The organism is Cellulomonas sp. JH27-2 (assembly GCF_014837175.1).
Taxonomy (GTDB): Bacteria; Actinomycetota; Actinomycetes; order Actinomycetales; family Cellulomonadaceae; genus Cellulomonas.
Genome location: NZ_JACYFR010000001.1, coordinates 278,976 through 291,368 on the forward strand (window position 1 = coordinate 278,976; position 12,393 = coordinate 291,368).

Consider the following 12,393-nt stretch of genomic DNA (forward strand, 5'->3'; position numbering starts at 1 on the left):
CTCGCCTGCGCACCGCCCCGGCCTCGCGGTGCCGTAACCTCGACCCGTGGCCGGGCGTCCGATGCCACCACCGGGGCCTCTAGCTCAATTGGCAGAGCAGCGGACTTTTAATCCGCGGGTTGTGGGTTCGAACCCCACGGGGCCCACCGGTCGGCAGCTCTGACAACGACGCGCTCACCTGGGCGTGCGGAGACAGGGCCGTCCTGCTCGACGTCGTGACCCGGCTCGTCGCCCCACGGCCGAGCCCCGAGCCCTCACTGGTCGCGACGACGCCGCTCCCGTCGGGCCGGCCACCACTTGGTCAACCACAGCACCACCGTGATGCCGTTCGCGACGGCGAGACCGATGAGGGCACCCACAAGCTTGGGATGGAAGGTCCCCGTGGTCGTCGCCAGCACGATGAGACCGACGAAGGCCAGCGGGCAGACGACGTAGAAGACGACCGCGAGGCAACCGCGCGGGGGTGTCTCTCCGTGCCATCGTCCATATCTGTCCACAGTCGGGCGGGCGGCAGGACCTCGCTCGTTGCTCACGGGTCGAGCATGCTGCCCCCCGTGACATCCCGCGATGCGACTCGGGCGCGAGTCGAGGGGGCCGCCCCATGTCAGCACGGCGCCGGCGCGGGGACGTCGGGCAGGCAGACCGGTCGACGGTCGACGGTCGACGTGACCAACAGGAGTCCAGCAGCGATCACTCCTCCGGGTGCGCTCGACCGGCCGGGGCGACGAGGTCGTGGGCCATGTCGATGCTGTCGCCGACGGCGGCGTCGAGGTTCGCCTCGTTCGCGTTGGTGCTGATGCCCTGGTGGCTGACGCCGCCGTCGCTGGCGGCACCGCGCTCATGCCTCCTGCCACAGCTCGACGCGGTTGCCGTCGGGGTCGGTGACCCACCCGAACCGGCCGACGCCGTCCATGTCCTGGACCTCGTCGGACACCTGCGCGCCGGTGGCGCGGACCTGGGCGAGCATCGCGTCCAGGTCGCGGACACGGAAGTTGAGCATCACCTGCTGGGACGGCGACCCGAAGTAGTCGGTGTCCGCGTCGAACGGCGCGAACACGGTCGGCCCCGGTTCGGGGGCCCACTGGCCGTGCTCGTCGGCGCCCAGCCCCAGGACGTCGCGGTACCAGGCGCCCAGCGCGGCCGGGTCCGACGAGCGCACGAAGTAGCCACCGATGCCGAGGACGCGTTCCATGCGGCGATCCTGGCAGGCGGGGGTTGCCCTGCGGAACCCTCGAGCGGGTGCTTGCCGAAGCAGCGGCGCGGATGGGACATTCGGCGCACGCGCCGCACGGGCGCCCGACGACAGGGGTCGACGATGACGGGCACCACGAGCACGACGACGAGCACCGTGACGACCGGGAGCACGACGAGCGCGCGACGCCGACCCGGCATCCGGTCGCTGGTCGGCGCCGCCACCGTCGTCGCGGGGGTCGGCTGGTTGGTGTGGCTGGGCGCGGCCGACCACCCGGGCGGCCCGCTCGCGGACGCGTGGGAGCAGAGCGCGAGCGGCGGCAGCCTGTGCCTGCCTGCACCGCAGCCGGGCGACGCGACGGTCGCGCTGCCGATCAACCCGTCGACGCGGCTCACGCTCTCCGACGTGCAGCTGGTCGGGGCCGACGGCGTGCGCCTGGGCGGTGCTTCGGTGGTCGCGGGCGAGGCGGCCGCCCCCGCCGCCGGTTGGACGGACGCGGGGACCCCGGCGAGCGGTGCGACGGTCGGCGACCACGTCGGGCGGACGCTCCTGCTCCACCTCGTCGTCGACGCACAGGCGACCCCGCGCTACGACGACGTGCGCATCTCCTACCGCTCGTCGGGCTTCCACTACACGACCGACGTCGGCACCGGGCTGCGTGCGGGGGCCGCCTGCCCCTGAGGCGCGCGCTAGCCTCACGGCGATGGACTCGCACCTGCTCGTCATCGGCGGCCGCTCCGGCGTCGGCAAGTCGTCGGTCGCGTCAGCGCTGCACGACCTGCTCGCCGCCGCACGCGTCCGGCACGCGGTCGTCGAGGGCGATGCCCTGGACCTGGCCTGGCCGCCGCCGTGGGAGCACCGGCTCGCCGAGCGCAACCTGCGCGCGGTGTGGACGGGCTATCGCGACCTCGGCCACCGGCGCCTCGTCTACACCAACACGGTGAGCGTGCTGCAGGCCGACGACCTCGCGGCGGCGATGGGCGACGACCCGCACGTGACGGCGGTGCTGCTGACGGCCGACGACGCGACGACCGACGAGCGCCTCGCGGGACGCGAGCACGGCACGTCGCTCGCCGCGCACCAGGCTCGGTCGCGCGCTGCCGCCGCGGCGCTGGACTCCGGTGCCCCCGAGGTCACGCACCGCGTCACCACCGAGGGTCGGACCGTGGGCGAGGTCGCGGCGCTGGTGGCAGAGTTGTGGCTCGGCGATCGCTCGTCCTGGCCGACCGACGGCGCCTGAGGCGCACAGCCGTCCGAGGAGAGCCGCGTGACCAGCACCGACCTGGCGACCACGCAGGAGACGCCCACGCCCCACGCGGTCTCGCGCTGGACGCTCGCGGCGCTGGTCGTCGGGTCGATGGTCGGGGCGGGCGTGTTCTCGCTGCCCGCGTCGTTCGCCGCGGACACCGGGGTCACGGGCGCGCTGATCGCGTGGGCGATCGCCGGCACCGGCATGCTCATGCTCGCGCTCACGTTTCAGCGGCTGGCAGCCGAGCGGCCCGACCTGGACGCGGGCGTCTACGCCTACGCGCGGGCGGGTTTCGGCCGGTACGCGGGGTTCCTGTCCGCTCTCGGCTACTGGGCCAGTGCCGCGGTGGGCAACGTCGCCTACTGGGTGCTCATCATGTCGACGCTGGGCACCTGGGTCCCTGCCCTGAAGGGCGGCGCGACGCCGACGGCCATCGCGTGCGCCTCCGTCGGCCTGTGGCTGTTCCACCTGCTACTGGTGCGCGGCGTGACGTCCGCGACGGCGGTGAACCGCATCGTCACGGTCGCGAAGCTGGTGCCGCTGGCCGTGTTCCTCGTCGTCGTCGCCCTGGCGTTCGACCCGACCGTCTTCGTCGACAACCTGTCCGGCGGCAGCGACGGCTTGTTCGACCAGGTCCGCGCGACGATGCTGCTGACGGTGTTCGTCTTCATCGGTGTGGAGGGCGCGAGCGTCTACTCGCGGTACGCGCGCCGACGAGCGGACGTGGGCTGGGCCACGGTCTCCGGCTTCCTCACGGTGCTAGCCGTGTTCGTGCTCGTCACGATGGTGTCCTACGGGGTCCTGCCCCGGGCCGAGCTGGCCGCGCTGGACCAGCCGTCGGTCGCCGGGGTGCTCGAGCACGTCGTCGGGCGGTGGGGCTCGGCGTTCGTCGGCGGCGGGCTGCTGGTCTCCGTGCTGGGTGCGTACCTGGCGTGGACGCTCATGGCCTGCGAGGTGGTGCGGGAGGCGGCGCGCGACGGCGACATGCCGGCGGCCCTGGCGCGCGAGAACCGCCGCGACGCGCCTGTCGGCGCGATCGTCGCGACGAACGTCGTCGTCCAGGTGTTCCTGGTGGTGGTCCTGTTCTCCGCGGACGCGTTCGACGCGGCCGTCTCCCTGTGCTCGTCGCTCGTGCTGGTCCCGTACCTGCTCTCGGCGGGCTTCGCGACGCGCCTGGTGACCGCCCGCCCCCGCCGCGCCGGCGCGGTCGTGGTGTCCGTCGTCGCCGTCGTCTACACGGTGTTCCTGGTGTGGGCCGGCGGCCCGTCGTACCTGCTGCTCACCGCGCTCGTCTATGGTCCGGGCACGCTGCTCTACGTGTGGGCGCGGCGGTCCGACGAGCGCGCGTTCACCGCGGCTGAACGCGTCGTGCTCACCGTCGTGCTGGGGGCGGCAGTCGTGGCGATCGTCTTCCTGGTGACCGGTCGCATCGCCCTGTGAGCCTGGGTACGCTCCCCAGAACAGCCGTCGACGTGGAGGTTCTTCGTGACCGACAAGCGCAAGACGATGAGTGACCGGATCCGCGCCTTCGACATCGGCACCAGCACGGCCGACGTCCTGGCCAAAGGCATCGACAAGCTGCCCGTGAGCGCGGACACGCAGACCACGCTCAAGACGAAGGCGTCGCCCGTCGTCGCCGGCGCTGCCGCCGGGGCCGCGACGTTCGCGGCGGCCGCGGTCGACGCGGGGACGCGCGCCTACGACGCGACGAAGGTGGGCGCCCGGGCGGCCAAGCCCGGGCCCAAGGCTGTCCTGGAGCCCGTGCCCGACGACGAGTCCGACGAGCCGCTGGTCGAACCGCCCGTCGACGGCACCGTCCCCGACGCGCTCGAGCGCCTGGTCAAGCTGCACGAGGCCGGGATCCTGGACGACGAGGAGTTCGCCGCCGCCAAGCGGCAGACGCTGGGTCTGTAGCGACCGCCGGACCGTCGCCGGGTCGTGACCGGCCCGAGACCGCGATGTTACCCACCGGTAAGATGGCGGTGACCTGTGACACATCTGTGTGCTAGACATCCGTCCACAAGGGATCGAGCCGGACACTCCCGGCCCCGACGGAAGAGGACACGGATGACCCACGCACGCACGCGTCGTCGCCTGCTGATGACGACTGCCGGCCTCGCGGTCGGCGCACTGGCGCTGACCGCCTGCTCGTCGAACAAGGAGGGGTCCGACGACGCCACCGGCGGCAGCAGCGGCGCACCGCTGACCATCGGCACCACCGACAAGGTGACGGTGCTCGACCCGGCCGGCTCGTACGACAACGGCTCCTTCGCCGTCATGAACCAGGTGTTCCCGTTCCTGCTGAACACCCCGTACGGCAGCCCGGACGTGAAGCCGGACATCGCCACCTCGGCCGAGTTCACGAGCCCGACCGAGTACACGGTCAAGCTCAAGCCGGGTCTGAAGTGGGCCAACGGCCACGACCTGACGTCGTCGGACGTGAAGTTCACGTTCGACCGCCAGCTCAAGATCGCCGACGAGAACGGCCCGTCCTCCCTGCTGTTCAACCTGGACAGCACCGAGGCGCCCGACCCGACGACGGTCGTGTTCCACCTCAAGTCCGCGAACGACCAGACGTTCCCGCAGGTGCTGTCGAGCCCGGCCGGCCCGATCGTCGACGAGGAGGTCTTCTCCCCCGACGCGCTCACGTCCGACCAGGACATCGTCAAGGGCAAGGCGTTCGCCGGCCAGTACGAGATCACCAGCTACGACTTCAACAACCTCATCTCGTACAAGGCGTACGCCGGCTACCAGGGCATCCTGGGCAAGGCGAAGACCGACGAGATCAACGTCAAGTACTACGCCGACGCGCCCAACCTGAAGCTCGACATCCAGCAGGGCAACATCGACGTGGCGTTCCGCTCCCTCGCACCGTCGGACATCGCGGACCTGCGCAAGAACGACAAGGTCAAGGTCGTCGACGGCCCCGGCGGCGAGATCCGCTACATCGTCTTCAACTTCGACACGCAGCCGTACGGCGCCAAGACGGCCGACGCGGACCCGGCCAAGGCGCTCGCCGTCCGCCAGGCCGTCGCCGACCTCATCGACCGTGACGCGCTGGCCGACCAGGTCTACAAGGGCACCTACACGCCGCTGTACTCCTTCGTGCCCGACGGCCTGACGGGTGCGACCCAATCGCTCAAGGGTCTGTACGGCGACGGCAACGGCAAGCCCGACGCCGCCAAGGCCAAGAAGACCCTCGAGGACGCCGGCGTCAGCATCCCGGTCGACCTCAAGCTCCAGTACACGACCGAGCACTACGGCCCGTCGTCCACGGACGAGTACAACCTGCTCGCCGACCAGCTGAACTCGGGCGGCCTCTTCAAGGTCGACCCGAAGTCGACCGAGTGGGTCCAGTACTCCAAGGACCGCGTCGCCGACGTCTACCCCGCCTACCAGCTGGGCTGGTTCCCGGACTACTCGGACGCCGACAACTACCTGACGCCGTTCTTCCTGACGAAGAACTTCCTGTCGAACCACTACGACAACAAGCAGGTCAACGACCTGATCCTGAAGCAGGCCTCGACGCCCGACGCCGACGCCCGCACCAAGCTCATCGAGCAGATCCAGGACCTCGAGGCGAAGGACCTCTCGACCGTCCCGTTCCTGCAGGGCTCGCAGGTCGCCGTGGTCGGCAAGGACGTGAAGGGCGCCGAGGACACGCTCGACGCGTCGTTCAAGTTCCGCTACGCGGCACTGTCGAAGTAAGGCCCTCCGGTCCGCCCCGCACCTCCGGGTGCGGGGCGGACCCGTGGCACCCCCACGCACGTCAGGACACCCATGACCTCCATCACCACGGCCGAGCCCACGGACCTCGTCCCGGGCGCGGCCACCCCGACCCCCGGACGACGACGTGCCGGCGGCGGCCTCGGCCGGTACCTGCTGGTCAGGTTCCTGCTGATCTTCCCGACGATCCTCATCCTCGTGACGACGGTGTTCGTCATGATGCGCGCCACCGGTGACCCGATCACCGCCGCGCAGGGCGGGCGCCTGACCCCCGAGCAGCTGGCCGAGCGCATCCACGCCGCCGGCTACGACCGCCCCATCCTGGTGCAGTACCTCGACTACCTCGGCAGCATCCTGCGCGGGGACTTCGGGACGACGATCTCCGACAACCGGCCGGTCACCGAGGTGCTGACCACCTACGGCGCCGCGACCCTCGAGCTCGCGTTCTACGCGCTGGTCGTCGCGTTCCTGGTCGGCATCCCGCTGGGTCGGATCGCCGCCGCCCGTCGCGACCGCGGCATCGACGCCACGTTCCGCGTCTCGGCGGTGCTGGTCTACGCGACACCCGTGTTCTTCGCCGGCATGCTGCTCAAGCTCGTCTTCTCGGTGTGGCTCGACTGGCTGCCCGTCGCGGGCCGCGCCACCACGGGCACCGAGATCGAGCTCCAGCGCAACGGCGCCGGGACGGGGATCTACCTGATCGACGCCATCAGCACCGGCGACCCGGCGGCGATCCAGGACGTCCTCGAGCACGCGATCCTGCCGGCCATCGCCCTGGGCCTGCTCACGGCCGGCGTCTTCCTGCGCCTCGTGCGCACCAACGTCATCGGCACGCTCGCCACCGGCTACGTCGAGGCGGCGCGGTCGCGCGGCGTCAGCGAGCGGCGGCTGCTGCGCAAGCACGCCTGGCGGCCCGCGCTCGTCCCGATCATCACGGTCATCGGCCTGCAGATCGCCCTGCTCCTCGCCGGGGCGGTGCTCACCGAGACCACGTTCGAGTGGAAGGGCCTCGGCTTCCAGCTGGTCCAGTACCTGCAGGCGCGCGACTACGTCGCCGTGCAGGGGATGGTCGCGCTGCTCGCCGTCATCGTCGCGCTGACGAACTTCGTCGTCGACGTCATCGCCGCCCTCGTCGACCCCCGGATCAGGTACTGACATGACCACGACCGTCATCCCGGAGCGGGCCCCGCTCTACAAGCGCCTGCCCGTCGTCCACCAGCTGCGCAGCAGCGTCGGCCTGCAGCGCGGCATGCTCGTGGCGGGCCTCGTGCTCGTCGCGATCTTCCTGCTCACGGCCGCGTTCGCGCCGCTGCTCGCGCCCTACGGCTTCGGCCAGCTCCGCGCCGACGGCGAGCTGTTCGGCTCGCAGCAGCGCCCGTCCAGCGACCACCTGCTCGGCACCACGGTCGGCGGTTTCGACGTGCTGTCGCGCGTCATCTGGGGTTCCCGGACGGCGCTGACGACGATCGTCCTGGCCGTCGCGCTGTCGATCGTCGTCGGCATCGTCCTGGGCCTGCTGTCCGGCTACTTCGGCGGCTGGCTCGACCGCGTGCTCGTCGTGATCGCCGACGCCATCTACGCGTTCCCGTCCCTGCTGCTCGCCATCCTGGCCGCAATCGTCATCAGCAACGGTCAGGCCAGCAAGTGGGGCGGCATCTGGGCGACGGCCATCTCGATCACCGTGGTGTTCGTGCCGCAGTACTTCCGCGTCATCCGCGCGGAGGCGGTCCGGATCAAGGCGGAGGCGTTCGTGGAGTCCGCGCGCGTCGTCGGCGCCGGTCACGTGCGGATCATGACGCGCCACGTCCTGCGCAACTCGACCCGCACGCTGCCGCTGATCGTCACGCTCAACGCGGGCGAGGCGATCCTGACGCTCGCGGGGCTCGGCTTCCTGGGCTTCGGCATCTCCCCCACGCAGGCCGGCGACTGGGGCTATGACCTCAACAAGGCGCTCGGCGACGTGACCAGCGGCATCTGGTGGACGTCGATCCCCCCGGGCCTCGCCATCGTGCTGACCGTGCTGGGCGTGAGCCTGGTGGGCGAGTCGCTCAACGACCTCGCCGACCCGCGCCTGCGGACCCGCCGACGCGCGGCCGCGCTCGCCGGGACCGTGGGCACCACCACGGCCGTCCCGGGCGGCGTCCTGGCCGCCGGCGCCGAGGGCGTCGCGGGCGTGGACCTGCTCGAAGGAGCCGACGCCACCCCGCTGGCCGGCCCGACCCCCGAGGACGACGCCGGCTCCCGGGCCGCGAACGGAGACGACGCATGAGCACCCCCGTGGTCCAGATCAACAACCTGGCCGTCACCTTCGACACCGACGCCGGCCCCGTCCGCGCCGTCCGCGGCGTGAGCCTGCAGGTCGAGTCGGGGCAGGTCCTGGCGGTCGTCGGCGAGTCCGGCTCGGGCAAGACCGTCACCGCGCGGAGCATCCTGGGGCTGCTGCCCCAGACCGCGCGCACGACGGGCGCCGTGCTGCTCTCGCGCCCCGACGGCACCGGGACCCACGACGTCACGATGCTGCGCGGCAGCGCCCTGCGCGAGGTCCGGGGACGCGACGCCGCGATGGTGTTCCAGGAGCCCACGAGCGTCCTGAACCCGGTGTACCCGGTCGGTTGGCAGATCGCCGAGGGCCTGCGCGCCCACGGGGGCCTGAGCCGGGCACAGGCCCGCGAACGCGCGATCGACGTGCTGCAGCGCGTCGGCATCCCGGACCCGGAGCACCGCGTCGACCACTACCCGCACCAGTTCTCCGGCGGGCAGAAGCAGCGCATCGTCATCGCGCAGGCGCTCGCGCTCAACCCGGGCCTGATCATCGCCGACGAGCCGACGACCGCCCTCGACGTCACCGTGCAGGCCGAGATCCTCGACCTGCTGCGCCGCCTGCCGGCCGAGTTCGGGACCGCCGTCGTGCTGATCACGCACAACATGGGCGTCGTCGCGGACCTCGCCGACCGGGTGGCGGTGATGCTCGACGGCGAGATCGTCGAGCAGGCCGACGCCCGCACGCTGTTCGCGTCGCCGCAGCACGAGTACACGCGGGCGCTGCTGGCCGCCGTGCCGCGCGTCGGGGGCGCGCGGCTGCGCACGGCGGCCGCCACCGAAGAGACGCCCGAGGCCGACGAGCCGGCCGTGGCCGCCGACACCGCTCCCGTCGTCGTCGCCCGCGACCTGCGCATCGTCTACCCGGGCCGGCTCCGCTCTCCCGGGTTCACGGCCGTCGACGGCGTCGACCTGCAGATCCGGCCCGGCGAGGTCGTCGGGCTCGTCGGCGAGTCGGGGTCCGGCAAGACGACCATCGGACGCGCCATCGCGGGCCTCACCGCCGTCAGCGAGGGCTCGCTCGAGGTGCTGGGCATGGAGATGAACGGCGTCCGCGAGCGCCGGTTCCGGCCGCTGCGCAAACGGATCGGGTTCGTGTTCCAGGACCCGGCCACGAGCTTCAACCCGCTGCTGACCATCGCGCAGTGCGTCGCCGAGCCGCTGGTGGTGCACGGGGTCGCGTCGTCGCCCCAGGCCGCGCGGGCCAAGGTCGACGAGCTGCTCGAGGCCGTCCAGCTGCCGCGTGCGTTCGGCGACCGGTTCCCGCACGAGCTCTCGGGCGGGCAGCGTCAGCGGGCGTCGTTGGCCCGGGCGCTGGCGCTCGACCCGGAGCTGCTGATCGCCGACGAGCCGACCTCCGCCCTCGACGTCTCCGTGCAGGCGCGCGTGCTGGACCTGTTCGCCCGGCTGCAGGCCGAGCTCGGCTTCGCGTGCCTGTTCATCAGCCACGACCTGGCCGTCGTCGACCTGCTCGCGGACCGGATCGTGGTCCTGCACCGCGGCAAGGTCGTCGAGGAGGGCACGGGTGACCAGGTGCTGGGTGCGCCCGAGCACCCGTACACCCAGCGGCTGCTCGCGTCCCTGCCCGTGCCGGACCCGGTGGAGCAGGCGGAGCGTCGCCGGCAGTGGGAGGAGCTGCGCGAGGCGTGATCCGCCCGGACGTGCGGGCCGTCAGGCCTGCACGTCGGGGCGCTCGCCCGTGGCCAGCGGCAGGACCAGGTGCTCGATGACGCGCTCGGTGTACTCGGCACTGACCTTCTTGCCGGCGACGACCTTCCGGTAGGCGATCATCGCCGGGGCGATGGTGGCGACCATCTCCAGGTCGATGCCGGGCAGGAGCTCCCCGCGCTCCTGGGCGCGCTCCAGGAGCGCGTACATGAGCGCCATGCGGGCGGTGACGAACTGCTCGTGGAAGAGCTTGCCGACCTGCGGGTCGCTCTGGGCCGCAGCGTGCAGGCCGGACATGAGCGCGTCGTTGCGACCTGAGTCCTGGATGCCCCGCAGCGACATGAGGTCACCGCGCAGCGAGCCGGTGTCGGGAACGTCGTCGATGGTCAGGATCATGCCGCGGCCGCAGACGACCGCGTCGACCGTGAGCTCGACCTTCGAGGGCCAGCGCCGGTAGACGGTCGCCTTGCCCGTCCCGGCGCGCTCCGCGACGGCGTCCATCGTCATGCCCTCGTAGCCGCGCTCCGCGATGAGCTGCCGCGTCGCGGTCATGATCACGTCGTCCTTGGACTCGTCGCGCCGACGCCCGGGGCGACGGGGAATCTCGACGACGTCCTCGTCGTTGCCAAGCATCAGGTGCCTCCGTCCGTGTCTCGTGCTGATGATCTCACGATACGCCAATCGAGACTGGGGGGTTTCGGAACTCGCTAGTTCTGTATTAGGCTCTCGGTCATGCCCACCTCCCCCACACCCGACAGCCGCCGGCGCTGGTACGTCCTCGCGACGGTCGCGCTCGCGCAGCTGATGGTGGTGCTCGACGGCACCATCGTGAACATCGCCCTCCCCTCGGCCCAGGCCGACCTCGGGTTCTCCGACAACGACCGCCAGTGGGTCGTCACCGCCTACGCCCTCGCCTTCGGCTCGCTGCTCCTGCTCGGCGGCCGCCTGTCCGACATGTTCGGCCGCCGCCGCATGTTCCTCATCGGCCTCGTCGGCTTCGCCGCAGCCTCCGCGCTGGGCGGCGCCGCGCAGTCGTTCGGCATGCTCGTCGGCGCCCGCGCCCTGCAGGGTGCGTTCGGCGCCGCGCTCGCCCCCGCCGCACTGTCGGTGCTCGCGACGACGTTCACCATCCCCAAGGAGCGCGCCCGCGCGTTCGGCGTCTTCGGCGCCATCGCCGGCATGGGCGGTGCCATCGGCCTGCTGCTCGGCGGCTACCTCACCGAGCACCTCGACTGGCGCTGGAACCTCTACGTCAACGTCGTGATCGCCGTCTTCGCGTTCATCGCAGCCTCCGCCCTGCTGCCGCGCGTGCACGAGCGCGGGCACCACACCCTGCAGGTCGGCGACGTGCTCCTCGGCTCCGCCGGTCTGTTCGCCCTCGTCTACGGTTTCTCGCAGGCCGAGCCCAAGGGCTGGGACTCCCCCTGGGTCTGGGGCTCGCTCGTCGCGAGCGTGGCCCTGCTCGCCGCCTTCGTCGTCCGCCAGAAGCGCGCCGAGTACCCGGTCCTGCCGCTGGCCGTGATCCTCGACCGCGACCGCGGCGCGTCCTACCTGTCCATCCTGGTCGCAGGTTCGGGCATGTTCGGCGCGTTCCTGTTCGTCACCTACTACCTGCAGCAGACGCTCCAGTTCACGCCCATGCAGACCGGCACCGCCTTCCTGCCGATGGTCCTGTCGATCATCATCACCGCGCAGATCCAGACCAACCTGCTTGTCCCGCGCTTCGGGCCCAAGGTCCTCGTGCCGATCGGCATGACCCTGGCCGGGCTCGGCATGGTCTGGTTCACCACGCTCGAGCTGGACAGCAGCTACCTGCACGTCCTGCCCGGGCTGATCGCCATGGGTGTCGGGATGGGCTCGATCATGCCCGCCTCCTTCCAGCTCGCCACGCTCGGCATCCCGCCGCGCCAGGCCGGGGCCGCGTCCGCGATGGTCTCGACGAGCCAGCAGGTGGGCGGCGCCATCGGCACCGCGGTGCTCAACACGCTGGCCGCCACGGCTGCGACCACCTACGTCACGGTCCACCAGCCGACGACGCAGAAGGTCCTGGCCGACGCGTCCATGCACGCCTACTCGACCGCCTACACGTGGTCGGCCGGCATCTTCGCCGTCGGCGTGGTGCTCAGCGCGACGCTGTTCCGCACCCGCGCCGACCGCATCGCCCGCCTGGAGGCGGCGAAGATCCCGGACGACGTGGACTCGCTGGACACCGCCCCGGCCGTGGCCCACTGACCCCAGC

Annotated in this window: 12 protein-coding genes and 1 tRNA gene; 10 read left to right on the forward strand and 3 right to left on the reverse strand. The window is 71.7% G+C overall.

What is annotated here, in order from left to right:
- The first annotated feature begins 73 nt into the window (after positions 1-73).
- Positions 74-146 (forward strand) — tRNA-Lys (locus IC607_RS01290).
- Between the two features lie 108 nt (positions 147-254).
- Here the strand turns inward: IC607_RS01290 and IC607_RS01295 are convergent.
- Positions 255-533 carry a hypothetical protein gene (locus IC607_RS01295; RefSeq protein WP_191785188.1) on the reverse strand — a complete coding sequence of 93 codons (279 nt, stop codon included), beginning with the start codon at positions 531-533 and terminating at the stop codon, positions 255-257.
- Positions 534-838: 305 nt separating this feature from the next.
- Positions 839-1,192 carry a VOC family protein gene (locus IC607_RS01300; RefSeq protein WP_191785189.1) on the reverse strand — a complete coding sequence of 118 codons (354 nt, stop codon included), beginning with the start codon at positions 1,190-1,192 and terminating at the stop codon, positions 839-841.
- Between the two features lie 123 nt (positions 1,193-1,315).
- Between IC607_RS01300 and IC607_RS01305 the strand changes: the two genes are divergently transcribed.
- The 8 genes from IC607_RS01305 (at position 1,316) to IC607_RS01340 (ending at position 10,136) form a co-directional block, all read left to right on the forward strand.
- A complete protein-coding gene (locus tag IC607_RS01305) occupies positions 1,316-1,873 on the forward strand; it encodes a hypothetical protein (protein ID WP_191785190.1) in 558 nt (185 codons plus the stop codon).
- A 22-nt stretch (positions 1,874-1,895) separates the two neighbouring features.
- On the forward strand, positions 1,896-2,432 hold the full coding sequence (locus tag IC607_RS01310) for an ATPase (RefSeq protein WP_191785191.1): 537 nt from the start codon (positions 1,896-1,898) through the stop codon (positions 2,430-2,432).
- A gap of 27 nt (positions 2,433-2,459) precedes the next feature.
- Entirely contained in the window at positions 2,460-3,881 is a 1,422-nt protein-coding gene (locus tag IC607_RS01315) for a basic amino acid/polyamine antiporter (protein WP_370525940.1), read from the forward strand.
- Between the two features lie 45 nt (positions 3,882-3,926).
- Entirely contained in the window at positions 3,927-4,355 is a 429-nt protein-coding gene (locus IC607_RS01320) for an SHOCT domain-containing protein (RefSeq protein ID WP_191785192.1), read from the forward strand.
- 153 nt (positions 4,356-4,508) lie between these two features.
- Positions 4,509-6,149, forward strand: a complete 1,641-nt coding sequence (locus tag IC607_RS01325) for an ABC transporter substrate-binding protein (protein ID WP_191785193.1) — start codon at positions 4,509-4,511, stop codon at positions 6,147-6,149.
- A 72-nt stretch (positions 6,150-6,221) separates the two neighbouring features.
- Positions 6,222-7,322 carry an ABC transporter permease gene (locus IC607_RS01330; protein WP_191785194.1) on the forward strand — a complete coding sequence of 367 codons (1,101 nt, stop codon included), beginning with the start codon at positions 6,222-6,224 and terminating at the stop codon, positions 7,320-7,322.
- 1 nt (position 7,323) lies between these two features.
- Positions 7,324-8,436, forward strand: coding sequence for an ABC transporter permease (locus IC607_RS01335; protein ID WP_191785195.1), 1,113 nt, complete (start codon positions 7,324-7,326; stop codon positions 8,434-8,436).
- A complete protein-coding gene (locus IC607_RS01340; RefSeq protein ID WP_191785196.1) occupies positions 8,433-10,136 on the forward strand; it encodes an ABC transporter ATP-binding protein in 1,704 nt (567 codons plus the stop codon). Before IC607_RS01335 ends, IC607_RS01340 begins: the two co-directional genes overlap by 4 nt.
- Positions 10,137-10,157: 21 nt before the next feature.
- Here IC607_RS01340 and IC607_RS01345 read toward each other — a convergent pair whose 3' ends face one another.
- Entirely contained in the window at positions 10,158-10,787 is a 630-nt protein-coding gene (locus tag IC607_RS01345) for a TetR/AcrR family transcriptional regulator (protein WP_191785197.1), read from the reverse strand.
- Positions 10,788-10,886: 99 nt separating this feature from the next.
- Here IC607_RS01345 and IC607_RS01350 point away from each other — a divergent pair, with 99 nt between their 5' ends.
- Positions 10,887-12,386: an MFS transporter gene (locus IC607_RS01350; RefSeq protein ID WP_191785198.1), complete on the forward strand. Its 1,500-nt coding sequence runs from the start codon at positions 10,887-10,889 to the stop codon at positions 12,384-12,386.
- The last annotated feature ends 7 nt before the right edge of the window (positions 12,387-12,393 follow it).